This window comes from Tateyamaria sp. LSS28 (assembly GCF_059611725.1).
Map to the genome: position 1 here is coordinate 210,320 of NZ_JCAPFI010000004.1, position 21,223 is coordinate 231,542.

Sequence of the window (21,223 nt, forward strand, 5' to 3'; positions counted from 1 at the left end):
CGGGGCGGAGGACACCTCCGCCTTACGACATATCGCCAAACGCGTGAACCGCTGCGCTGACACCGCGCAACTCCAATGGGCCCAGATCGGACAATCCGGTCTGGCCCGCCGCCACCTCGTCCGTGACCATGATCGCGTGGCCCTGGCGCTTGCCCGCATCGCACAGGCGTGCTGCCACATTGGCGGCAAGGCCGATCACGGTGAAATCCAACCGCGTGCTTGACCCGATATTGCCGTAGGTGACGCGACCAAAGGCGATCCCGATGGCGCAAGACGTTTGCGCCGTCACTTCGTCTTCTGCCACCTTGGCAACCACCTCCCGCGCCGCCTCAAGGGCCGAGGCGCAGGCCGTCGCCGCATCCTCACCCGCGGGGAAGACTGCCAGCACAGCGTCGCCAATGAATTTCAGAACCTCGCCGCCATGCGCGTCCACGATGGTCGACGTGATGTCCAAAAACGCGTTCAGAAGTGCAATATACTCATCCCGCGGCAGCTCCTGCTCCAATCGGGTTGACCCGCGCAGGTCACAGAACATGATCGCCGCATCAATCTCGTCCCCATCGCCGCGCCGGATCTCTCCGCCCAGCACCCGCGCGCCGGACCGCTTGCCCACGTAAGTCTCCAGCAGCGCCTGCGCATTCTCGCGCTGCATGAACACTTCGTAGTACCGGCTGATGACGGTCGCACATTCAAACACCAGCCCCAGGTTCTCGGTCGTGAAACCGTCGGGGTGGTTCGTGGTCAGGGTCAGCACATTCGTGCGCCCATCGGAAAAGGGCAGGGGCATGGCCACGTAATCGGTCGCCCCCTCGGCCCGCAGCTCGTCCATGATCGGAAAGCGCGATGCCTCGTCCGTATCTCCCAAGCGCTGCCGCACCCCGCCCAGACCCTTGGACACATGCTGCAACGGGCTATTCAAAAAGCCCGGATAGCTGTGAATGTCATAGGATGGGGCAAAGGTCTGCACGTCATCCGTATCTGCGCGCCAGATATAGTTCTTGCCCGCAATCATTGGATGCAGCGACCAGATCAGAACGGCAAGGCGTGATACGGCGATCCCGTTCTCACGCATCTTGGTGGCCAGGGCGCGTGTAAAAGCCTCCGGGTCGGGCAGCGTACCCGCCTCGCGCATCAGCCAGTCGACCAGCGGCCCGGTGATGTTGCCATCGCGCTCGGTCTGCAACTGGTTTTCGCTCAATTCGACGCGCGTGGCAGCATTGGGCATGAAGCCGACATAGCCTTGAATGGCCTTGCTCTCGGGCAAGGCCGACACATAGGACCAGACACCGTTTTCGATGGTTTCACCATCCAGCAGAACATCGTGATAGCTCGCCGTGCCCTTGAACGGGCAGAAAGTCTGAAGGCCGGTCTGGGGGCCAAGATCGACCAGAATATCCTCGCGCGGCACGTAAATCGCGGTTGGCAGCCGTGTCTCATACATCGCACGGGCGCGCGTGGTTTCAACCAACAGCACATCGTCGTGCCAGATGCGCACCGGGCGCGTCAGCGGCTCTACGTCAATGCAGTAGCCACTGGGTTTGGGCAGGTCGTCAAGGCTCATGGCAAGTCCCCCTAAGCGTTCATCCTACATGGGCGCACGAGGTCAAACCACCAAGAGGGGCAGGGCATTTGGAAAAACTGCGGCCTCTCGGCCGTCAGTTTGAAATTTTTTGGTTAAATTTGACTAAAACGACCGCTCGGTGGGGCAGGCTCTTGAAAACAGGCACAAATCAGAAAGCCATGAAAATCACGCAAAGGCTCAGAACAGGTTGTCCCCGCGGGGACAAACCCCAGGGGGACAGCCTTTTTTGGTTCAAATGGCACCAGATACGACGAAAACGAGGATCACAAAGCGGCTGCGGATTTCCGCAATTCAAACTTCTGGATCTTCCCGGTCGAGGTCTTTGGCAACTCCTGAAACACCACCTTCTTCGGGGCTTTGAACCCGGCCAAGGTTTCACGCGAAAACGCGATCAAATCCGCCTCGCTCGGGTTGGTGCCGGGCTTCAACTCCACAAAGGCACAGGGCACCTCGCCCCATTTGTCATCCGGTTTCGCCACCACAGCGGCAAGGTTCACATCCGGATGCCCCATCAGCACACCCTCCACTTCGACGGAACTGATGTTCTCACCCCCGGAGATGATGATGTCCTTGGCGCGATCCGCGATCTGGATGTAGCCATCAGGATGTTGGATCGCGATGTCGCCCGAATGGAAATACCCGCCTTCGAACGCCTTCGCCGTCGCATCCGGGTTCTTCAGATACCCTTTCATGACCGAGTTGCCGCGGATCATGATCTCGCCCTGCGCGGCCCCATCCAGCGGCACCTGAGCCATATCGGCGTCCATGACAGTGATGTGCTCCATCATGGGAAAGGCCACGCCCTGCCGCGCCTTGATCGCAGCGGTGTCCTCGGCCCCGTCCCAATCGCTTTGCCACAGGCATTCGGTCACGTGGCCATAGGTTTCAGTCAGCCCGTAGACCTGCGTCACGTTGAACCCCAAAGCCTCGATCTTGGCCAGGGTTGCGGGGGCCGGGGGCGCACCAGCGGTAAAGACCTCGACCACGTGATCAAAGGTTCGCCGATCCTCGTCCAGCGCGTTTACAATCATGTTCAGGACGATTGGCGCACCACCGAAATGGGTCACGCCTTCGTAGTGGATCGCATTGTAGATGGCCGTGGCCGTCACGTCGCGGCAGCACACCAAGGTGCCACCCAGCATTGGCATCATCCATGTGTGGTTCCAGCCGTTGCAGTGAAACAGGGGCACGATGGCCATGAACACGGGATGCAGAACCATGCGCCATGACACGACCGTGCCCATGGTCATCAGGTATGCCCCCCGGTGATGATAGACGACACCCTTGGGCCGTCCGGTTGTGCCCGAGGTATAGTTGAGCGCAAGGCTCTCCCATTCATCCTCTGGCATGATCCACTCAAAGGCAGGATCGCCTGCTGCAAGCAGATCCTCATAGGTCTGATGCCGTCCCGATGCGGGGAACCCGGCATGGGGGTCCGGGCATTCGATTAGAACAGGCGCCGAGCCGTCCATCTGCTGTGATGCAGCCTCCGCCAGCTCCAGGAACTGGGAATCCACCAGCACGACCTTCGCGCCGCCATGATCAAAGATATAGGCGACCGTATCCACGTCGAGACGGGTGTTGATAGTGTTCAGAACGGCGCCACAGGCAGGCACGCCGAAATGTGCTTCTGCGTGGGCGGGCAGGTTGGGGATCAGGGTCGCCACGACATCGCCCGGGGCCACGCCCTTGGCGGCCAACGCGGACGCGAGGCGTGTGCATCTCTCGTAGTACTGCGCGTAGGTCACGCGGTGCGATCCGTAGATCACCGCCACCCGATCGGCAAAGACCGATGCCGCCCGCCGCAGATGCGACAGCGGTGTCAGGGGCACATAGTTCGCAGCCGTCTTGCCGAGGCCTGTTTCATCTGCCATCCAACCCATATCGGTCCTCCCCGTATCGTCTTGCGCAGCGATGTTGCGTCGTTATGGCGAGGGGCGCAAGCAATGGAAAGTCCCATGACGACATATCAGAGCCACCACCCGACAGCCGCTGCGCTGAACATGGTGGGGGCAATGTGCGTGATCGGTGCCATCGACATCTATGTCGCCGTGATCGCCCAGACGATTTCGGTGTGGCAGTTCCTGGTCATGCGGTTGCTGCTCGCCGCCCCCATCGTGCTTGCCCTGTCAGCCTTGGGCTTTGGGACCTTGCGTACCCGCAGGGTCGGCGCCGTGGCGTTTCGGTCCATGCTTATCGCAACCGGCATGTTCTGCTATTTCGGCGCACTTGCCTTCATGCCCATCGCAATGGCGCTTGCCGGGCTTTTCACCTCGCCCATCTTCGTGCTGCTGCTGACGGCCTTCGTTCTCAGGCAGCGGATAGGTCCATGGCGGATCATTGCCGTGGCTGTTGGCTTTGCGGGCATCCTCGTTGTCCTTGGCCCATCCGGGGGCACCCTGGGGTGGGTCGCAGCGCTGCCAGTGGTGGGCGGGATCCTCTACGCCTCGGGCGTCGTCGCGACGCGGGCGCTGTGCGATGGAGAAAGCACGCTGACTTTGCTGTTCGGTATCTTTGTCGCGCAGGGCGCACTCGGGACGGTCGTGCTTGCGCTCATCAGCGTTCTTGATCCTCCGGTCGGCGCAGGGGGCATGGCCTTTCTGACACGCGGTTGGGTCTGGCCCATTGACGCGGCGTGGCCCTATCTGCTGGTGCAGGTGTTTGGGTCCGTGCTGGGCGTTGGCCTGTTGAATCGCGCCTACCAGATCGGCGAGGCCAGCCATGTGGCAGTCTTCGAATACTCGATCATGATCTTCGGGCCTTTCTTTGGCTGGATATTGCTGGGTCAGCCCGTCACTTGGCTGCAAGGTGCCGGAATTGCATTGATCGTGGCGGCCGGGTTCATCATCGCAGTGCGCAGCCGGGAAAGGGCGGCTAAGCTTGCGTCATGATCCTGAGCACTGGCCGCAAATACATCTTTGTCCACGCCCCCAAGACCGGGGGCACGGCCATGGCCCAAGCGCTTGAGGCGCGGGCGATGAAGGACGACATCATGCTGGGCGACACGCCCAAAGCATTGAAGCGGCGGCACAAGGTAAAGAACATCAAGACGCGTGGCCGGTTGTGGAAGCACTCGACGCTGTCGGATATCGAGGGGTTGGTGCCCAGCCTTGACGGTCTTTTTGCCTTTACCCTGGTGCGCAATCCCTGGGACCGGATGGTCAGCTATTATCATTGGTTGCGGGAGCAGAGCTTTGACCATCCTGCCGTCGCGCTGGCCGGTCAGATGGAGTTTTGCGATTTTGCCTGTGCGTCCCATACGCGGTCGTCGATGCAGGCAAACCCGGCGCGTCGCTACATGACTGATGCTGCTGGGCGGGAGCGTTGCGATCTTTACATACGGCTTGAGCATTTTGACGCGGATGCTGAACCGCTTTGGGATCACTTGGGGTTTCGCCTGCAATTGCCCCCACGCGTCAACGCGTCGGACAGGGCTGCAGATTACCGAGGTTACTACTCGGACGATGCACGTGAAGCCGTTACAGAAGCCTGTGCTGAGGATGTCGAAAGATTCGGTTATTCCTTCGAATGACACCCCATTTACCCGCATGCGCTGAAAACTGTCCTTAGTTTGTAAACAACGGGGCAGTGGCGGGGTCACTGGAGCCGTTTGGGGCGACAGTGCCTCATTCCCGCCCAGATTGCGGCCCGTCTTGGCCTTGGGAATCACTGCAATTGGCGACATCAGAACAAAACCGGCGCGCTGCCAGCGCCGCACCATGGGGATGGAAAAGATGTTTGGATGGGCAAAGACACAAGCGCCACGCCGGATGCCGGAATCGACGGCAGCTTGGGATGGTGGGGTCATGACAACGCGGGGGCTGTTGGCAGGCACGCGGGTGGCAACGTCGATGGGGTGGCGGGCGGTGGATGCTTTGGCCGCGGGCGATCTGGTTCTGACATTCGACGCAGGTTTGCAGCCCCTGGTCGAGGTGCGGCGCGACATTTTTTGGACCGCAGATGCGTCGGTGCCTTCCGCCTATCATTCGGTCCTTGTCCCCGCGGGGACACTTGGCAACAGCGCTGATCTTGAGCTGTTGCCTGATCAGGGTGTGCTGGTGGAAAGCGACGCGGCTTGTGATGCCTTTGGCGATCCGTTTGCGGTTCTGTCGGCCAAGTCGCTGGAAGGGTATCGGGGTGTCCGGCGCATGGCGCCGCGGACGCAAATCGAAATCATCACTCTGGTTTTTGCCGGGGAACAGGTTGTGTATGCCGAAGGGGGTGCTCTCGTTCATTGCCCCCGGCACATGATGCACCTTGATGAACTGTGCGCCGCGGTGCCGGGCTACGATGTGATCCCGGCCCGCGATGCGGCTTTCCTTGTTGAATGCATGAAGGTCGAAGACGCACGCTACGGGATTGTGGCCTGATCCGGGGGGCTCAGGTGCCGGGCAGGGCCCGGTAGCCTTTGACGATCATTGTCAGGCCCACGCCCGTCAGCCCGGTCCCGGTCAGCATATGTGGATTGAGCCAGCGTGAGGTTGCGCGGTTCACCGTGTGCATTGTCAGCAAGGCGTACCCGATGATCGACAGGGCATCGAGCACCAGAAAGATCACCCCGTAGATCAGGGTTTGCACCAAAACGCTGTGATCGGCCGAGATGAATGCCGGAAACAGCGCCACAAAAAACACAATCGCTTTCGGGTTCGAGACGCAGGCAAAGAAGCCCGCCCAGAACGTCACCTTGTTGGCCGCCGTTGCCCGGAACGTGGCGCCATTGCGTATGGCTGCAAAGGATTGTAGGCCCATCCAGACGATAAAGACTCCTCCCGCGATTTGCAGGGGCGGTAGGATGACGTCAGACAAGGCGAGCAGCGTGGCCAGTGAACTGGCCGCAACCGCGATGTGAACGATGGTGCCCAGACCATCCCCGGCGACAGTGATGAACAGACCGCGACGCCCGTGTTTCAGCCCCTGCGCCGTGGCAAAGGCGACGGAGGGGCCAGGTGCCGCAACGAACAGCAGGGTTGTAGTGATGAAGGCGATGAGCAGTGTCGGGTCGATCATGTCTCCTCCGATGTCGGGGTGTCGCGCCCACGGGCGTATTGGGTCATGCCGGGGAAGGCGGGCAGCCAGGGCTCCCGACGGATGGTCCATAATTCGTAGGTTGGGGTGAATTTCCCGGGTTCGTCAAGTGAACCCAGGTGGATCTCAACCTCACCATCGCTGGTGGCAAAGACGGAGGATCCACAGGTGGCGCAGGTGTGCCTTCCCGCATGGTCCCGTGTTTCCCCCGTGATTTCAACAGCTTCACGTGGAAAGATGGCGGCGGCGAAGAACAGGGCGCCGTGGTGCTTGCGGCAGTCTAGGCAATGGCAGATGCCCACCCGGTCGGGCTGTCCCGTGGCCACAAGGCGCACGGCACCGCAGACGCAACCGGCCGTGATCTGGTCCATGTGCATGCCTCCCCCTTGACGCGTTTGCAGTATGCCCATGGGGCCAACCGCGTCCACAGGCGAAAACAGGCGGTGCTGCCATTGCTTGCCAAGGAAGGCCGATGTTCGCTGGTTCAGGCGTTTTGCAAGGCGGCGCGGTGCGCTGCGACCAAACAGATCCTATGGTCGCGACACACAGCGTAAACCGGAGCGTAAACCATTGTTTTCATATCGTAAGCTGGGGATCGAAGACGCGCGAGCGTGGCTTATTCTGCGTCAGGAAGGGGCCACTGTTGCACCAAGCGGTTTTCTGATGACCGAGGAGGAGAGCCGGGTGATGACTGTCGAGACGGCCAGCAAGGTTCTTGCATATGGTGGGCTGCGTGGCGTGTTCGACGACGATGCTTTGATCGGGTTTTGCGGTTATCGCCCGCAACGACAGGCGCGGACGCGGCACCGAGCGGAGTTGGGGCCGTTCTATGTCACACCCGATTTCCAGGGGACTGGGGCCGCGCAGGCCATGATGCAGGGTGTTCTGGACGAAGCGAAAGAGGGTGAGGTAGAGCAGATCGAACTGAGCGTTGCACCCGCGAACACCCGCGCTATCGCGTTTTATAAACGGCACGGATACGTGCAGTTCGGTGTCTTGCCGGATGCCATCAGGGAGAACGGGGCGTCTGAGGACGCGCTGTTGTACCGTTTGCAGTTAAGCTGATGGCGTTCGAAACGGGCCGCTTCAATGCAAAAGGGGCCGCGCAGAACGCAGCCCCTTGAGTATCTTGCATTGGACGCCGATCAGGCTGCCGCGGCTTCCTTGGGGCCGAAGCGGCCATAGAAGCTTTGGTTCTTCTCGGCCATCTCGCGCAGCAGGGCGGGGCACTTGAAGCGCTCGCCATACTTGGCTTCCAGCTGGTCGCAGCGTTCGGCAGCGTAAGGCGCGCCGATGATGTCGAGCCAGGACAGCGGACCGCCGGACCATGGGGCAAAGCCCCAGCCGAGGATCGCGCCCACGTCACCCTCGCGGATGTCCATCAGGACGCCTTCTTCCAATGCGCGGACGGCTTCGAGGACTTGGGAGAAGAGCAGGCGGTGCTGGACTTCACCCAGGTCGGGCTGCTCGTCCATCAGCGGGTACTTGTCGTGCACACCGCGCCAGATGCCCTGGCGTTTGCCCTTCTCATCGTAGTCGTAGAAGCCCGCGTTCGCCTTGCGGCCCATGCGGCCCAACTCTTCGAGCCAGAAGATCAGGTCGTCGGAGGGGCTGTCGGGATAGTCGGCGCCCATGGCGGCCTTGGTCGCGCGGGCGATCTTGGCACCCAGATCAATGGCCGTCTCGTCCGTCAATTGCAGCGGACCCAGCGGCATGCCAACCATCTTGGCCGCGTTTTCGATCAGCGCAGGTTCGACCCCTTCGGTGACCATCCGCGTCCCTTCATTGATGTAAGGGATGATGCAGCGGTTGGCGTAGAAGAAGCGCGCATCGTTGACCACGATGGGTGTTTTGCGGATCTGGCGCACGTAGTCGAGCGCCTTGGCCACGGCCCGGTCGCCGGTGTTGGCGCCTTTGATGATCTCGACCAGCAACATTTTCTCGACGGGCGAGAAGAAGTGGATACCGATGAACTGCTCCTGGTTCTTCGACGCTTTTGCCAGTTCGGAGATCGGCAGGGTCGAGGTGTTGGAGGCAAAGATGCAGTCGTCGGGGATGATCGCCTCGACCTTTTGCGTGATCTCGGCCTTGACCTTGGGGTCTTCGAACACGGCTTCGATGATCAGGTCGCAGCCTTTGAGTTGGTCAAGATCGGGGGTGGCGGTGATGCGGGACAAAAGCGCCTCGCCCTTTTCCTGCGTGGTCTTGCCGCGTTTGATGCCGCCCTCGACGTACTTCTCGGAGTAGTTCTTGCCCCGGTCCGCGCTTTCCTGATCGCGGTCGATCAGCACCACTTCCATGCCCGCCTGAGCGGACACGAGGGCAATGCCTGCGCCCATCAGGCCCGCACCCAGAACGCCAAGTTTCTTGACCCGCTGGTCTTCAATGCCTTGGGGCCGCACAGCGCCCTTTTCCAGCGCTTCCTTGTTGAGGAAGAGCGAGCGGATCATGGCACCGGAGGAGGGGTTCAGGAGCACATTGGTGAACCAGCGTGCTTCGATCTTTAGCGCCGTGTCGAAGGGCACGAGCGCGCCTTCATAGACGGCACTCAGCAGCGCCTTGGCGGCTGGGTAGACGCCTTGTGTCTTGCCGTTCACCATGGCGGCTGCACCCACGAAGGTCATGAAGCCAGCGGGGTGATAGGGGGCACCACCGGGCATTTTGTAGCCCTTCTGGTCCCAAGGCTTCACAAGGTCCGCATCGGTCGCGTTCAGCACCCATTCGCGGGCTGCGGCAACGGGGTCGGCGACGACCTCATCGACCAGCTTGCCCTTGGCTTTGGCGGGAGAGACCATCTTGCCTTCCAGCAGGAAGGGCGAGGCGTCCATCGCGCCCAGCTTGCGCGCCAGACGGGTTGTGCCACCCGCGCCGGGGAATATCCCGACGAGGATTTCGGGCAGACCCACCTTGGCCTTGGGGTTGTCGGCGATGAAGGTGCGGTGCGTGGCCAGCGGCAGTTCCAGGCCGATGCCAGCGGCTGTGCCGGGCAGGGCGGCGGCAATCGGTTTGCCGCCCTTGTTGGTCTTGGGGTCCATGCCCGCACGTTCGATCTTGCGCAGAAGGCCGTGCATTTTCATCGTGCCTTCGAACAGGCCCTTGGCGGGGTTGTCGCCGGCCTCTTCCTTCATCTTGGCGAGCAGGTTCAGGTCCATGCCACCGGCGAAGGTGTCCTTGCCGGAGGTGATCACCACGCCCTTGACCGCGTCATCGGCCAGCACGTCATCAATGTGGTCGTTGAGTTGCGCCAGCCCTTCGAGGGACATGACGTTCATGGTCTTGCCCTCGACATCCCATGTGATGGTGGCGATGCCGTCGGCGTCTTTGGTCAGTGTAAAGTCAGCCATTGTTCTCTTCTCCCCTTACACGCGTTCGATGATTGTGGCGGCACCCATACCGGAGGCGACGCAGAGTGTGGCAAGACCGGTTTCCTTGTCGGTCCGCTCCATCTCGTCCAGCAGCGTGCCGAGGATCATGGCACCGGTGGCGCCCAGCGGGTGGCCCATGGCGATGGCGCCGCCGTTGACGTTCACCTTGCCGTGGTCGACGTCGAATGCCTGCAGGAAGCGTAGGACGACGGCGGCGAAGGCTTCGTTCACTTCGAACAGGTCAATGTCACCGATGTTCATGCCGTTGTCGCGCAGGATCTTTTCGGTGACGGGCACGGGGCCGGTCAGGTTGATGGTGGGGTCAGTGCCGATCTTTGCGGTGGACTTGATGCGCGCGCGGGGCTTGAGGCCCAGCTTCTCGCCCAGTTCCTCGTTGCCGATCAGCAGGGCTGCGGCGCCGTCAACGATGCCCGACGAGTTGCCTGCGTGGTGCACGTGATTGATGCGTTCAAGGTGGGGATATTTCATCAGTGCGACCTTGTCGAAGCCGGGCATGACCTTGCCCATGGCCTCAAAAGCGGCGTTGAGGCTGCCCAGCGACTGCATGTCGGTCTGCGGGCGCATGTATTCGTCGTGATCCAGGATCGGCAGGCCGTTCTGGTCCATGACCGGGATGATGGATTTGGCGAACCGCTTGTCGTCCCACGCGGCCTTGGCCCGGCGCTGGCTTTCGACCGAGTACTGGTCGACGTCATCGCGGGAAAAGCCATATTCGGTGGCGATCAGATCCGCGCCGATGCCTTGGGGGGCAAAGTAGCTCTCCATCGCAATCGACGGGTCGGCCGCGATGGCCGCCCCGTCAGATCCCATGGCAACGCGGCCCATCATTTCCACACCACCAGCGATGTAGCCGTCACCGGCCCCACCACGTACCTGGTTGGCGGCGATGTTGACGGCCTCAAGACCGGAGGCGCAGAAGCGGTTAATGGCGATGCCGGGGATGGCCTCATCAAGGTCGGAGGCGAGAACGGCCGTCCGAGCGAGGTTGCCGCCCTGTTCCATCACTTGGGTGACGTTGCCCCAGATCACATCCTCGACCACGTGGCCGTCAATGTTGTTGCGCTCTTTCAGCGCGTTCAGAGTCAGGGTCGACAGGCGCAGCGAGGTCACTTCGTGCAAGGCACCGTCTTTGCGGCCCTTACCGCGCGGGGTGCGGATCGCGTCGTAGATATAGGCTTCGGTCATCGTATTCGTCCTTCTGCCAGTGGCGTGTTCTTTGATCTGTAGGTGGGATAGACCGGTTGGTCTAATCAAGGGTGACGTTGCGACGCTTCGGGTAAACTTACGCCCGGTCGGCAGGAGAGCCGGGCATAAGATCGTAAGGGGCCTTCCATCCGGGCGTGTTCGATATGTTGTCGAGCCAGCGGTCGATATGAGGCCAGTCCGTGCGATCAAAGCCAAACGGTTCAGGGTAATAGAGGTAGCCGCAGCAGCTGAGGTCGGCATTGGTGATGCCGTTGCCCACAATCCAATCGCGCCCTTCGAGATGTGTATTAAGCACAGTATACGCGCCCTTGAGGCGCCCCTGGTTGAAGGCAATCACCTCTTGGGGGCGTTTGCCTTCGGGAAGAAAGTTCATAAGGAAGCGGGTGACGCCGCACATGGAGCTGAGCTTGTGATTGTCCCACAGGACCCAGCGCAGCACTTCGTATTTGTCATCGCCGTCGCCCCCGAATTTGCCGGTCTTGTCGCTGATGTATTGCTGGATGACCCCGGACTGGCTGATCTTCTGGTCGCCGTTAATCAGCAATGGAGCCTCACCCATCGGGTTGAGCGCACGGTATTCATCGGTGCGCGCAGCACCCCCAAAGAAGTCCACGAAGATCGGTTCCCAGTCGAGACCGGAGAGTTGCAGGGCAAGAGCCGCTTTGTAAGAGTTCCCGCTTTCGCCGAAGCAGTGCAGTTTCAGGGTCATTGGCGCAGGCCTTTCCGGTCTTGAGATTTGAGTGGGCAGGACCGGTGGGTTTCACACCCCCCGGACCCCCGTGCGGTTTATCTGGCGAAATGAAGGTGATCCCGTTTACGCCACATTAAGGTTAGTGCCCCGATGGTGAGAGGGCATGGCAGGCTGCGGAGCTGAGCCATGTGCGAAGTGAAGCCCTGCTTTCCCGGCCTCGGTGGACACCGCCCGGGACAAGCAGGGTGGATCCAATCTTCATTTCGCCAAGTAAACCGCCCCCGGAGGGCCGATCTGCCAAAGGCTGTTCGGCCAGGCGCATCAAAACGCCCTCGCAATCAGCTCTTTCATGATCTCATTGGTGCCGCCGTAGATGCGCTGCACCCGGGCGTCTGTCCACATGCCGCCGATGTCGTAATCGTTGGTGAACCCGTAGCCGCCGTGCAGTTGCAGGCATTCGTCCAACACCCAGGCCTGTGTGTCTGTGGTCCAGTACTTGCACATTGCGGCCTTATCGACCGTCAGTTTGCCGCGGATGTGGTCGGCCATGCACTCGTCAAAGAAAGACCGGCTGACCATGGTTTTGGTCTTGGCCTCTGCCAGTTTGAAGCGGGTGTTCTGGAATTGCAGGAGGTTGCCGCCGAAGGCTTCGCGTTCCTTGCAGTATTGAAGCGTGCGCTCCACCGCGCCTTCCATTGCCCCCACAGCGGCGCAGGCGATGACCATGCGCTCCTGCGGCAGTTGCTGCATCAGTTGGTAGAAGCCCTGGCCTTCGGTGCCGCCAAGGATGTTTTCTGGGGCGATTTCGATGTTGTCGAAGAACAGTTCCGATGTGTCGGAGGCGTGCATGCCGATCTTGTCGAGATTGCGTCCGCGTTGGAAACCTTCCGCCCCGTCTGTTTCCAGCACCACGAGCGAGACGCCCTTGGAACCTTGGGTCGGGTCTGTTTTGGCGGCGACGATGATCAGGTTGGCGTGCTGGCCGTTGGTGATGAAGGTTTTGGAGCCGTTCAGCTTGTAGGCATTGCCATCCTTGATTGCGCGGGTCTTGATCGCTTGAACGTCCGAGCCGGTCGAGGGTTCTGTCATCGCCAGCGCGCCAACCAACTTGCCCGTGACAAGTTTGGGCAGCCAGCGCTGCTTCTGGTCTTCGGTGCCGTAGGACAGCACGTAGTGCGCGACGATGCCGGAATGGATGCCGTGCCCCCAGCTTGCGAGGTTCGCCCGCGCAGCTTCGACGAGGATCGCGGCTTCGTGGCCGAAATCGCCGCCTGCGCCGCCGTATTCTTCGGGGATCGAGGGGCAGAGCAGACCCAGCTCGCCCGCTTGGGCCCAAGTCTCGCGGTCCATCTCGCCCTGTTTGCGCCAGCGGTCGAAATGGGGCGCCCATTCGTTGGTGATGAATTGCGCCGTCATGTCGGCGATCATCTGGTGTTCCTCGGTCATCCACGTAGACGGACCGGCAGCCATATCTTTCACTTGTTTCCTCCCCAGGAGACAGGTCTAGCGCTTGCGCGCCTCAAGTTCGGAATTGAACAGCCGCAGGCGGGCTGTCAGGTTTTCTTCGTGCATCACGCTATCGAAATTCTCGAACAGGAACGACAGGGCTTCGCCCTCGTCCAGCCCCGCTTCGGCGGCAAACCGCTTGAGGCGGCGATAGCCATCCTCGGTCATAGCGACGGGAAAGCGGCGGGTGAGGCGAAAGCGTTTGGGCATGCGGTCTCCGAAAAGCGATAGGGCGGGGTGTTACCCCGCCCTAACTTTAGAAGTTTGCCGCTTCCAGTGCCATCACAGTGTCGGCACCGGTCTGGATGCGTGTCAGGTGCAGCGCCGTGGCGGGCAGTTGGCGCGCCATGTAGTAGCGGCCCGTTGCCAGTTTGGTCTCGTGGAACTCCGGGTCGGACGTGCCACCCGCCAGTGCCGCGCGCGACGCTTTGCCCATCTTGGCCCACATCAGGCCGAGGCACACATGTCCGAACATGTGCATGAAGTCGTAGGACCCGGACAGCGCGTTGTTCGGGTTCGTCATGCCGTTCTGCATGAAGTACATGCCCGCGGCCTGCAGGTCCTTGGAGGCGGCTTTCAGCGGTTCCAGGAATTCCTTGTCGAACGCTTCGTCCTGGCCTGAATTGTCCTTGATGAAGCTTTTGACCAGGTCAAAGAACGCCATCACGTGCTTGCCACCGTCTTGCGCCAGCTTGCGGCCCACGAGGTCCAGCGCCTGCACGCCATTAGCCCCTTCGTAGATCATCGCGATACGGGCGTCGCGGGTGTATTGCGACATGCCCCATTCCTCGATGTAGCCGTGACCGCCATAGACCTGCTGGGCCTTGATGGTGTTGTCGTAGCCAACATCCGTCAGGAACCCTTTGATGATCGGGGTCAGCAGCGACACGAGGCCGTCGGCGTCCTTGTCACCAGCCCGGTGGGCGGCGTCGATCATGGTCGCGCCCCACAGGATGAACGCGCGCGCGCCTTCTGCGAACGACTTCTGGTCCATCAGCGAGCGGCGGATGTCAGGGTGCACGATCAGCGGATCGGCGGGCTTTTCAGGGGCCTTGGCACCCGTCACGTCGCGCCCTTGCAGACGGTCGTTGGCGTACTCAACGGCGTTCTGATAGGCGACCTCGGCCTGGGACAGGCCTTGCATGCCCACACCCAGACGCGCTTCGTTCATCATGGTGAACATGGCGCGCATGCCCTTGTGCTCTTCGCCAATCAGGTAGCCTACGGCCCCGTCATAGTTCATCACGCAGGTGGAGTTGCCGTGAATGCCCATCTTCTCTTCGATGTTGCCAACGGCGACACCGTTGCGGGCACCCAGCGAGCCGTCTTCGTTCACGAGGAACTTGGGCACGATAAAGAGCGACACGCCCTTGATCCCTTCGGGACCACCGACGATCTTCGCCAAAACCAAGTGGATGATGTTGTCGGCCATGTCGTGCTCACCGGCGGAGATAAAGATCTTCTGGCCGGAGATTTTGTAGCTGCCGTCGTCTTGCGGTTCAGCCTTGGTGCGCATCAGGCCCAGGTCCGTGCCGCAATGCGGTTCGGTCAGGTTCATGGTGCCGGTCCATTCGCAGGACACCATCTTGGGCAGATAGGTTTCCTTTTGGGCTTGGCTGCCGTGCGCCAGGATGGCCGAGGCCGCGCCGTGCGTCAGACCCTGATACATGGTGAAGGCCATGTTGGCGGACGAGAACATCTCGCCCACTGCGGTGCCGATGACGTAGGGCATGTTCTGGCCGCCGAATTCCTCGGGCATGTCCAGACCGGGCCAGCCGCCTTCTTTGACCTGCTCGAACGCGTCCTTGAACCCGGTGGGGGTGTAGACCACGCCGTTTTCCAAACGGCAGCCTTCCTTGTCGCCCACGACGTTCAGCGGGGCGAGGACCTCGGAGGTCAGTTTGCCAGCTTCGTCGAGGATGGCGGAGGTAAAGTCGGCCTCCAGTTCATCGTAGCCAGGGATGTCGGCGCCTGTGACGTTCAGTACGTCGTGCAGGATGAATTGCATGTCCTTGGTGGGGGGCGTGTAGCTTGGCATAAGTCTCTCCCTAGTGCGGCGGCGCTTATTCAGCGGCCTTCTTCGTGGTATTCATCGAGGCGATCATCTTTTCGCCCCACTTCAATTGGTTCCGAAGGTCATCTATGGCCTCGGTCAACTCATCGCGTTGGCGCTCCATGTCGGCCAGTCGGTCACGGGCGATGTCATAGGTGCGCGCCAGTTGCGTCTGCTGCTGGTCACCCATGTCGTAGAGGTCCAGAAGCTGGCGGATTTCCTCAAGGCTGAAACCAAAGCGCTTGCCGCGCAGGATCAGCTTCAGACGGGCCCGGTCGCGTTTGGTGAACAGGCGCTTTTGGCCCTCGCGGATCGGGAACAGCAGTTCCTTGGCTTCGTAGAAGCGCAGGGTCCGCGGTGTGACGGCAAACGCGTCGCACATTTCGCGGATGGTCATGGTTTTCTCACTCATCGGATCACTCGCATATCCTGTTGCGCCCATCACATGGTGGAGACATGGATTCGATGCAACCGGCAGATGACGTTGACGTAAGCTGTACGTTGCGTCACGAAGGAGGTTGACGTGATTTTTTGCCACGTCAACTGGCGGCACGACGGATTTTTCCACGTTGATGCATATCAAGGTGGCGTACTCATCGCCTCGCTAGGCTGCGCATGCAGTCAAAGGGAGTGCATGACATGTTCAAGAGAATTGTAGTTGGGGTTGATGGATCAAGCACATCGGACAATGCGGTGCGCATTGCCTGCGATTTAGCCGGCAAGTATGACAGTGCGCTCTATCTGGTGCACACCCCACAGCCACAAACGGTTGCTTTTGCGCTGGGGGCCGTAGCGGGATACCACGCCGTCACCACGATGCCGAGCCTCGAAGAGGTGGAGGAAGCGGCAAGCAAGATTGTGGAGGGCGCCACCGCAATCGCGAACGAATGCGGCAACGAGATCGTCGAAGCACGTACGGATCAGGGCGATCCAGCCCAGAAAATCACGGCATGCGCACAGGATGTGGGTGCCGATCTGATCGTCACGGGACGGCGTGGTTTGGGCAGCATTGGGTCGCTGGTCCAGGGAAGCACCAGCCAGCAGGTCAATCATCTGGCGAAATGCGCGACCCTGTCCGTCATCTAGGGTGCTTTGAAATGATGACCGGGTGCGGCGATGTGCGCTGCGGTCGGTTTAACCCTTGAGTTCCCCGGCAACGCTGTCGCGCAGGCCCTGTAATTCGTCCCGCGCTTCGTCCAGTTGTTTACGCTGCTCGTCCAGTTCTTTGAGCTGCCCGTCGGCAAGTTCGATCCAGGCACGCATTTGGGCCTCGGTGCCTTCATGTTCGTAGATGAGTAGCCACTGCCGAATGTCTTCCAGTTGGAAGCCAAACTTGCGTCCGCGCAGGATTAGTTTCATGCGCGCGCTTTCCCGGGGGCCGTAAAAGCGCGATCTGCCTTCGCGGTCCGGTTGCAGCAATTCGATGTATTCGTAGTAGCGCAGCGTGCGCGGCGTCACATCAAATTCCGCGCACATCTCTTTAAAGCTCAAGCGGTCGTCTGCCATGACTTCCTTTGTCTCCATCCCTGGACTTCAAGCCTAAGGCGCGTGCGCGCGGCACGCAACAGGTGCCTTGCCCAATCTGCGCACAAGACCCATAACTTGCATCCACGACCGTGTGACGAGGCCATATGTCCGATCCAGACAAACTCAAGCTTGCCCGACAATTCATTGAAGCCATTCCACATTCCCGAGATTTGGGGATGAAGCTGACTGAGATGGAGAATGGTGTTGCGGTAATCACCATGCCCTATGATGACCGGTTGATCGGCGATCCTGAGACGGGCGTGATCAGCGGCGGCGCTGTATCCGCATTAATGGACACCTGTTGCGGGGCCGCGGTGATGAGTCACCCGGAAAACCTTGGCGGGACGGCCACGCTTGATCTGCGCATCGACTATATGCGGGCGGCCACGCCCGGCCAGGCCATCACCGCCCGCGCAACCTGTTACCATGTCACGCGATCGGTGGCTTTCGTGCGGGCCACCGCCTGTGATGATGACAGCGACAATCCTGTGGCCACGGCCGCAGGCGCTTTCACGGTGGAGGGCAAGCGATGAAGCGGCCCGAGCCCGTGCAGGTTGTCAAGCAGCGCCGCGATGCTGCGCTATCGGCGCTGGTCAGCGGTGTGCCCTATATTCAGTATCTTGGACTGACCTTTGATCGGCGCGGGGACGAGTTGACCGGCGTGCTGCCCTTTGATGAAAAGCTGATCGGCAACCCGCTGTTGCCCGCGCTGCATGGCGGGGTGACGGCTGCGTTCCTTGAAGCGACGGCGGTGATCACCTTGTCCTGGTCCTACTTATGGGAAGACATCGAAAGCGGTGCGCTGGACTTTGATCCGAGTACCGCACCCAAGTTGCCCCGTTTGCCCAAGACGGTCGATTTTTCGGTCGACTATCTGCGCTCAGGCTTGCCGCGTGACGCCTACGCCCGTGCGCGCATCAACCGGTCGGGGCGGCGCTATGCCTCGGTCCATGTGGAAGGCTGGCAGGACAATCGAGACCGGCTGTTTGCGCAGGCCACCGGGCATTTTGTCATGCCGCAACGGCGCTAGATGGAGGCGGCAGCCACCACCGAACCACCAGCGCCGCTGACCCACAAGCGGGTGCTCAGGATTGCGCTGCCCATTGTGTTGTCCAACGCCACCGTACCGATCCTGGGGGCTGTGGATGTCGGTGTCGTGGGGCAAATGGGAGAGGCCGCGCCTATTGGCGCCGTGGCTATGGGTGCCATTATCCTCAGCACCGTCTACTGGATTTTCGGGTTCCTGCGCATGGGCACCGTCAGCCTTGCCGGGCAAGCGGCAGGCGCAGGGGATGATGATGAGGTATCAGCCTGGTTGACCCGTGCCTTGCTGGTAGCTGCCATGGGCGGCGCGGGTCTGATCCTGCTGCAATTCCCGATCGTCTGGCTGGCTTTCCAGCTGTCGCCTGCCAGCGCCGAGGTCGAGAGCCTGGCCCGCGATTACCTGTTCATCCGCATCTGGACCGCCCCGGCGGCCATCGCTGTCTACGCGCTGACCGGCTGGCTGGTGGCGATGGAGCGGACGGGCGGCGTGTTCTGGGTGCAGTTGGTGATGAACGGGGTGAACATCATCCTGAACTTCGTCTTTGTGCTGGGCTTTGGCTGGGGGGTGAGCGGCGTGGCCATTGCCACCGTCGTCGCCGAGGTGCTTGGCGCGGGCTTGGGGCTGTGGTTCTGTCGGGCAGCGTTTGATCGCCCCGCGTGGCGTGACTGGCCGCGCGTGCTGCGGCGGGCGCAACTGATCAAGATGGCGCTTCTGAACACGGATATTCTGCTGCGCTCGCTGATGCTGATGATCATCTTTTCCAGCTTCGTGTTTCTGGGCGCGCGGTTCGGTGATGTGACGCTGGCCGCGAACGAGGTGTTGATCCAGTTCATGTACATCACCGCCTATGCCATGGACGGCTTTGCCTTTGCCGCTGAAACCCTGATCGCACGCGCCTACGGCCGTCGCGATCCTATGCGCGTGCGCCGGTCCGCGCTGATGACATCTATGTGGGGCATGGCGATTTGCTGCGTCACCGCAGGCGCGTTTCTGTTTGTCGGTCCGTGGCTCATTGACGTGATGGCCAAGGACGTTGAGGTGCAGGTGGTGGCGCGGGAGTACCTGTGGTGGATGGTTGCCGCCCCGTTGGTCGGCTGTGCCGCGTGGATGTTCGATGGCATATTCATTGGCGCCGGCCGGGGGAGGGACATGCGCAACATGATGGCGATCTCTTTTGTTCTGTATTGGTTGGCTGTGCTGATCCTGCTGCCGCTTATGGGCAATCACGGGCTGTGGGCTGCGATTCTTATTTCATTTGTCGCGCGGGGAGTGACGCTGGGATTGCGCTATCCGGCGTTGGAGCGGGCGGCCGGGTGAAGGACTGGGGCGCTGCCCCAGACCCCGTAGTATTTTCAGTCAGAAGAAGCTTAGAGCCAGTTCTTTGTTTCCGTGCCGACCGCTTCCGCCACGGATTGGAAGCTGTCTTGTTGCAGTTGGGCGTCCACCCCTTCCGCGATGCGAGCTGCGAGGCTGAGACCGCCATAAACGAGGCCTGTGTAGAGCTGCACCGCTGACGCACCGGCCTTGATCTTGGCGTAGGCTTGTTCGGCGGAGGCCACGCCACCGACCCCTATCAGAGGAACCTTGGTCAGGTTGTGCAGTTGGGCGAGGACGCGAGTGGATTTTTCGAACAGTGGAGCGCCGGACAGGCCACCCTTTTCCTGAGCATGCGCGCTGCGCAGGCCGGTGCGGTCCAGTGTGGTATTCGTTGCAATGATCGCGGCCACCCGGGCGTCCTCTGCCACTTTGGCGATGTCGGCGAGGTCTTGATCGGTCAGATCTGGTGCAATTTTCAGGAAAACGGGGATGTCACCGCGCACCTGCATGACGCCGTCAAGCAGTGCAGCCAATGCCATTGGTCCTTGCAGGTCCCGCAGTTTTTCCGTGTTGGGGCTGGAGACATTGACCGTGGCGAAGTCGATGTGCGATGCGCAGTGTTGCAGCACCTTGGCAAAGTCTTCGGCCCGGTTGGCGCTGTCCTTGTTGGCGCCAAGGTTCAGGCCCACGGGCACACCTTTGGGGCGTTTCGCCAGGCGGGCGGCAATCGCCTCCATCCCGTCATTGTTAAATCCGAAACGGTTGATGGCCGCTGCATCTTCGGTCAGCCGGAAAAGCCGCGGTTTGGGGTTGCCGGGTTGGGGCAGTGGGGTGGCGGCGCCGACCTCGATCCAGCCGAAACCGGCCCGGCTGAGGGGGGCGATGGCCGTGGCGTTCTTGTCGAAGCCCGCAGCAAGGCCCACGGGGTTGGGCAGATCCATACCGGCCAGCGATGTGCGCAGACGGTCGCTTGTGATCGGGCCTGGGAGCGGCGCAAGCGGTGTGTGCAGCGCCTTGAGGGCCAATCCGTGCGCCGTTTCCGGATCCAGCCGGCGCAGGGCTTGGGTTCCGATGCGTTCCAGTGCTTGTTTCATCCGAACGACGCGCCCTTGTCTGCTGGTTTGCACCGGATCAGGCGCGAGGTTTTGACGGCTGCCTGTCGGTGCACCACAGCGCGCCTGTATTCAGGATCTGTGACCATGGCGAGGAAGGCACCTGCAGTCGGGTAGCGGGCGATGAACACGGCGTCCCACGCCTCGTCTGCCGGACCGATCAACGTGGTTTCGAATCCCCCGCGCCATGCAATCCGGCCACCGACCTTGCCCAGAACCGGGGCCGAGTGCTTGCCATAAAGTGCATAGGCCTGCGCGCCCGTTAGCCCGTCGCGCGCCAATTCGTGGTCGCCGGGGTAGTTGGCGAGATCGTTGAAACGGACGAGGTTGAGCATCTCGATCGGTGTGTCGCGCGGCAGGTCCTTGAAGGCCTGAAACTGTTCTGCTGTGGGATCGATATGGGTCATGTGTCGAACCCTGCGCCCGGCGGGAACTGGTGAATTCCGTTTTCCAGTGGCAAGGGTTGGGCCCAGTGGACATCTGCCAGCCGCATCTCGCGATACAGGTGCGGGAACTCGGCCCCGCCGCGGGACACTTCCCATTTCAGGTCGTCACCCAGAGCGTCCGTATCGACCGCGATCAGGAACAGGTTGTCTTCGCCTGCGAAATGCTTGGCGGCGGTTTCGGCGGCCTGTGTGGCGGTCGAGAAATGGACATAGCCGTCCTGCACATCAATCGGCGCGCCGGGAGTGCTGCCGTTTTCGCGCAGATGCGCCCATTCGGGGGCGCGGAAAATCTTGTAAATCAGCATGGGTGCGTGATGCAGCTTGCTT

The 21,223-nt window shown here is 61.2% G+C and carries 23 protein-coding genes; 8 read left to right on the forward strand and 15 right to left on the reverse strand.

The genetic code is table 11. From position 1 onward, the window contains the following. Window positions 1-22: 22 nt before the first annotated feature. Both AC53L6_RS13525 and AC53L6_RS13530 read right to left on the reverse strand, forming a co-directional pair. Window positions 23-1,561 carry a DUF427 domain-containing protein gene (locus AC53L6_RS13525; RefSeq protein WP_496908221.1) on the reverse strand — a complete coding sequence of 513 codons (1,539 nt, stop codon included), beginning with the start codon at window positions 1,559-1,561 and terminating at the stop codon, window positions 23-25. Window positions 1,562-1,845: 284 nt separating this feature from the next. Continuing rightward, a complete protein-coding gene (locus tag AC53L6_RS13530; RefSeq protein ID WP_496908222.1) occupies window positions 1,846-3,465 on the reverse strand; it encodes a long-chain-fatty-acid--CoA ligase in 1,620 nt (539 codons plus the stop codon). Window positions 3,466-3,540: 75 nt separating this feature from the next. Between AC53L6_RS13530 and AC53L6_RS13535 the strand changes: the two genes are divergently transcribed. The 3 genes from AC53L6_RS13535 to AC53L6_RS13545 all read left to right on the forward strand — a co-directional run bounded on the left by AC53L6_RS13535 (window position 3,541) and on the right by AC53L6_RS13545 (window position 5,952). After that, window positions 3,541-4,473 (forward strand): DMT family transporter, encoded by a 933-nt coding sequence (locus tag AC53L6_RS13535; protein ID WP_496908223.1) that lies wholly within the window; start codon window positions 3,541-3,543, stop codon window positions 4,471-4,473. Further along, a complete protein-coding gene (locus tag AC53L6_RS13540) occupies window positions 4,470-5,114 on the forward strand; it encodes a sulfotransferase family 2 domain-containing protein (protein WP_496908224.1) in 645 nt (214 codons plus the stop codon). Before AC53L6_RS13535 ends, AC53L6_RS13540 begins: the two co-directional genes overlap by 4 nt. Window positions 5,115-5,316: 202 nt before the next feature. Next, entirely contained in the window at window positions 5,317-5,952 is a 636-nt protein-coding gene (locus tag AC53L6_RS13545; RefSeq protein ID WP_299201806.1) for a Hint domain-containing protein, read from the forward strand. Window positions 5,953-5,962: 10 nt separating this feature from the next. On the opposite strand, the gene AC53L6_RS13550 is transcribed toward AC53L6_RS13545, so the two are convergent. Both AC53L6_RS13550 and AC53L6_RS13555 read right to left on the reverse strand, forming a co-directional pair. Continuing rightward, complete coding sequence (locus tag AC53L6_RS13550) at window positions 5,963-6,589, reverse strand: LysE family translocator (RefSeq protein ID WP_496908225.1); 627 nt, start codon at window positions 6,587-6,589, stop codon at window positions 5,963-5,965. Next, window positions 6,586-6,978, reverse strand: coding sequence for a GFA family protein (locus tag AC53L6_RS13555; RefSeq protein ID WP_496908226.1), 393 nt, complete (start codon window positions 6,976-6,978; stop codon window positions 6,586-6,588). The genes AC53L6_RS13550 and AC53L6_RS13555 overlap by 4 nt, the downstream gene beginning before the upstream one ends. A 199-nt stretch (window positions 6,979-7,177) precedes the next feature. Between AC53L6_RS13555 and AC53L6_RS13560 the strand changes: the two genes are divergently transcribed. Next, window positions 7,178-7,672 (forward strand): GNAT family N-acetyltransferase, encoded by a 495-nt coding sequence (locus tag AC53L6_RS13560; protein WP_496908227.1) that lies wholly within the window; start codon window positions 7,178-7,180, stop codon window positions 7,670-7,672. Window positions 7,673-7,752: 80 nt separating this feature from the next. Here the strand turns inward: AC53L6_RS13560 and AC53L6_RS13565 are convergent, their stop codons facing one another. The 7 genes from AC53L6_RS13565 to AC53L6_RS13595 form a co-directional block, all read right to left on the reverse strand. Beyond that, window positions 7,753-9,951: a 3-hydroxyacyl-CoA dehydrogenase NAD-binding domain-containing protein gene (locus tag AC53L6_RS13565; protein ID WP_496908228.1), complete on the reverse strand. Its 2,199-nt coding sequence runs from the start codon at window positions 9,949-9,951 to the stop codon at window positions 7,753-7,755. A gap of 15 nt (window positions 9,952-9,966) precedes the next feature. Continuing rightward, window positions 9,967-11,178, reverse strand: coding sequence for an acetyl-CoA C-acetyltransferase (locus AC53L6_RS13570; RefSeq protein ID WP_496908229.1), 1,212 nt, complete (start codon window positions 11,176-11,178; stop codon window positions 9,967-9,969). A 97-nt stretch (window positions 11,179-11,275) separates the two neighbouring features. Further along, a complete protein-coding gene (locus tag AC53L6_RS13575; RefSeq protein ID WP_496908230.1) occupies window positions 11,276-11,908 on the reverse strand; it encodes a glutathione S-transferase family protein in 633 nt (210 codons plus the stop codon). 303 nt (window positions 11,909-12,211) lie between these two features. Then, window positions 12,212-13,360 (reverse strand): acyl-CoA dehydrogenase family protein, encoded by a 1,149-nt coding sequence (locus AC53L6_RS13580; RefSeq protein WP_496908513.1) that lies wholly within the window; start codon window positions 13,358-13,360, stop codon window positions 12,212-12,214. 33 nt (window positions 13,361-13,393) lie between these two features. After that, window positions 13,394-13,606 carry a hypothetical protein gene (locus AC53L6_RS13585; RefSeq protein ID WP_496908231.1) on the reverse strand — a complete coding sequence of 71 codons (213 nt, stop codon included), beginning with the start codon at window positions 13,604-13,606 and terminating at the stop codon, window positions 13,394-13,396. Window positions 13,607-13,652: 46 nt separating this feature from the next. Continuing rightward, window positions 13,653-15,434, reverse strand: coding sequence for an acyl-CoA dehydrogenase C-terminal domain-containing protein (locus AC53L6_RS13590; RefSeq protein WP_496908232.1), 1,782 nt, complete (start codon window positions 15,432-15,434; stop codon window positions 13,653-13,655). Between the two features lie 25 nt (window positions 15,435-15,459). Next, entirely contained in the window at window positions 15,460-15,861 is a 402-nt protein-coding gene (locus AC53L6_RS13595) for a MerR family transcriptional regulator (RefSeq protein ID WP_299201836.1), read from the reverse strand. A 227-nt stretch (window positions 15,862-16,088) separates the two neighbouring features. On the opposite strand from AC53L6_RS13595, the gene AC53L6_RS13600 reads away from it, so the two are divergent. Next, on the forward strand, window positions 16,089-16,535 hold the full coding sequence (locus AC53L6_RS13600) for a universal stress protein (protein WP_299599268.1): 447 nt from the start codon (window positions 16,089-16,091) through the stop codon (window positions 16,533-16,535). Window positions 16,536-16,583: 48 nt separating this feature from the next. Here AC53L6_RS13600 and AC53L6_RS13605 read toward each other — a convergent pair whose 3' ends face one another. Then, window positions 16,584-16,955, reverse strand: a complete 372-nt coding sequence (locus AC53L6_RS13605; RefSeq protein WP_299201842.1) for a MerR family transcriptional regulator — start codon at window positions 16,953-16,955, stop codon at window positions 16,584-16,586. Window positions 16,956-17,080: 125 nt separating this feature from the next. Here AC53L6_RS13605 and AC53L6_RS13610 point away from each other — a divergent pair, with 125 nt between their 5' ends. From AC53L6_RS13610 to AC53L6_RS13620, 3 genes are read left to right on the forward strand one after another with little or no spacing between them, the layout of a single operon-like run. Further along, window positions 17,081-17,509: a PaaI family thioesterase gene (locus tag AC53L6_RS13610; protein WP_496908233.1), complete on the forward strand. Its 429-nt coding sequence runs from the start codon at window positions 17,081-17,083 to the stop codon at window positions 17,507-17,509. Next, window positions 17,506-18,006 carry a PaaI family thioesterase gene (locus tag AC53L6_RS13615; RefSeq protein ID WP_189369240.1) on the forward strand — a complete coding sequence of 167 codons (501 nt, stop codon included), beginning with the start codon at window positions 17,506-17,508 and terminating at the stop codon, window positions 18,004-18,006. Before AC53L6_RS13610 ends, AC53L6_RS13615 begins: the two co-directional genes overlap by 4 nt. Beyond that, window positions 18,007-19,338, forward strand: coding sequence for an MATE family efflux transporter (locus AC53L6_RS13620; protein ID WP_496908234.1), 1,332 nt, complete (start codon window positions 18,007-18,009; stop codon window positions 19,336-19,338). Between the two features lie 50 nt (window positions 19,339-19,388). On the opposite strand, the gene AC53L6_RS13625 is transcribed toward AC53L6_RS13620, so the two are convergent. From AC53L6_RS13625 to AC53L6_RS13635, 3 genes are read right to left on the reverse strand one after another with little or no spacing between them, the layout of a single operon-like run. Beyond that, window positions 19,389-20,432, reverse strand: coding sequence for a quinone-dependent dihydroorotate dehydrogenase (locus AC53L6_RS13625; RefSeq protein ID WP_496908235.1), 1,044 nt, complete (start codon window positions 20,430-20,432; stop codon window positions 19,389-19,391). After that, the gene (locus AC53L6_RS13630) at window positions 20,429-20,857 is read right to left on the reverse strand and encodes a DUF1330 domain-containing protein (RefSeq protein WP_496908236.1); all 429 of its coding nucleotides are present in this window, start codon (window positions 20,855-20,857) and stop codon (window positions 20,429-20,431) included. The genes AC53L6_RS13625 and AC53L6_RS13630 overlap by 4 nt, the downstream gene beginning before the upstream one ends. Further along, window positions 20,854-21,201: a DUF952 domain-containing protein gene (locus tag AC53L6_RS13635; RefSeq protein ID WP_496908237.1), complete on the reverse strand. Its 348-nt coding sequence runs from the start codon at window positions 21,199-21,201 to the stop codon at window positions 20,854-20,856. Before AC53L6_RS13635 ends, AC53L6_RS13630 begins: the two co-directional genes overlap by 4 nt. Window positions 21,202-21,223: the final 22 nt, after the last annotated feature.

Bases quoted from the DNA above. Each gene is read 5' to 3' on its own strand.
- AC53L6_RS13525 (WP_496908221.1), bottom strand. From the start codon at position 1,561: ATGAGCCTTGACGACCTGCCCAAACCCAGTGGCTACTGCATTGACGTA.
- AC53L6_RS13530 (WP_496908222.1), bottom strand. From the start codon at position 3,465: ATGGGTTGGATGGCAGATGAAACAGGCCTCGGCAAGACGGCTGCGAAC.
- AC53L6_RS13535 (WP_496908223.1), top strand. From the start codon at position 3,541: ATGACGACATATCAGAGCCACCACCCGACAGCCGCTGCGCTGAACATG.
- AC53L6_RS13540 (WP_496908224.1), top strand. From the start codon at position 4,470: ATGATCCTGAGCACTGGCCGCAAATACATCTTTGTCCACGCCCCCAAG.
- AC53L6_RS13545 (WP_299201806.1), top strand. From the start codon at position 5,317: ATGTTTGGATGGGCAAAGACACAAGCGCCACGCCGGATGCCGGAATCG.
- AC53L6_RS13550 (WP_496908225.1), bottom strand. From the start codon at position 6,589: ATGATCGACCCGACACTGCTCATCGCCTTCATCACTACAACCCTGCTG.
- AC53L6_RS13555 (WP_496908226.1), bottom strand. From the start codon at position 6,978: ATGGACCAGATCACGGCCGGTTGCGTCTGCGGTGCCGTGCGCCTTGTG.
- AC53L6_RS13565 (WP_496908228.1), bottom strand. From the start codon at position 9,951: ATGGCTGACTTTACACTGACCAAAGACGCCGACGGCATCGCCACCATC.
- AC53L6_RS13570 (WP_496908229.1), bottom strand. From the start codon at position 11,178: ATGACCGAAGCCTATATCTACGACGCGATCCGCACCCCGCGCGGTAAG.
- AC53L6_RS13575 (WP_496908230.1), bottom strand. From the start codon at position 11,908: ATGACCCTGAAACTGCACTGCTTCGGCGAAAGCGGGAACTCTTACAAA.
- AC53L6_RS13580 (WP_496908513.1), bottom strand. From the start codon at position 13,360: ATGGCTGCCGGTCCGTCTACGTGGATGACCGAGGAACACCAGATGATC.
- AC53L6_RS13585 (WP_496908231.1), bottom strand. From the start codon at position 13,606: ATGCCCAAACGCTTTCGCCTCACCCGCCGCTTTCCCGTCGCTATGACC.
- AC53L6_RS13590 (WP_496908232.1), bottom strand. From the start codon at position 15,434: ATGCCAAGCTACACGCCCCCCACCAAGGACATGCAATTCATCCTGCAC.
- AC53L6_RS13595 (WP_299201836.1), bottom strand. From the start codon at position 15,861: ATGAGTGAGAAAACCATGACCATCCGCGAAATGTGCGACGCGTTTGCC.
- AC53L6_RS13600 (WP_299599268.1), top strand. From the start codon at position 16,089: ATGTTCAAGAGAATTGTAGTTGGGGTTGATGGATCAAGCACATCGGAC.
- AC53L6_RS13605 (WP_299201842.1), bottom strand. From the start codon at position 16,955: ATGGCAGACGACCGCTTGAGCTTTAAAGAGATGTGCGCGGAATTTGAT.
- AC53L6_RS13610 (WP_496908233.1), top strand. From the start codon at position 17,081: ATGTCCGATCCAGACAAACTCAAGCTTGCCCGACAATTCATTGAAGCC.
- AC53L6_RS13615 (WP_189369240.1), top strand. From the start codon at position 17,506: ATGAAGCGGCCCGAGCCCGTGCAGGTTGTCAAGCAGCGCCGCGATGCT.
- AC53L6_RS13620 (WP_496908234.1), top strand. From the start codon at position 18,007: ATGGAGGCGGCAGCCACCACCGAACCACCAGCGCCGCTGACCCACAAG.
- AC53L6_RS13625 (WP_496908235.1), bottom strand. From the start codon at position 20,432: ATGAAACAAGCACTGGAACGCATCGGAACCCAAGCCCTGCGCCGGCTG.
- AC53L6_RS13630 (WP_496908236.1), bottom strand. From the start codon at position 20,857: ATGACCCATATCGATCCCACAGCAGAACAGTTTCAGGCCTTCAAGGAC.
- AC53L6_RS13635 (WP_496908237.1), bottom strand. From the start codon at position 21,201: ATGCTGATTTACAAGATTTTCCGCGCCCCCGAATGGGCGCATCTGCGC.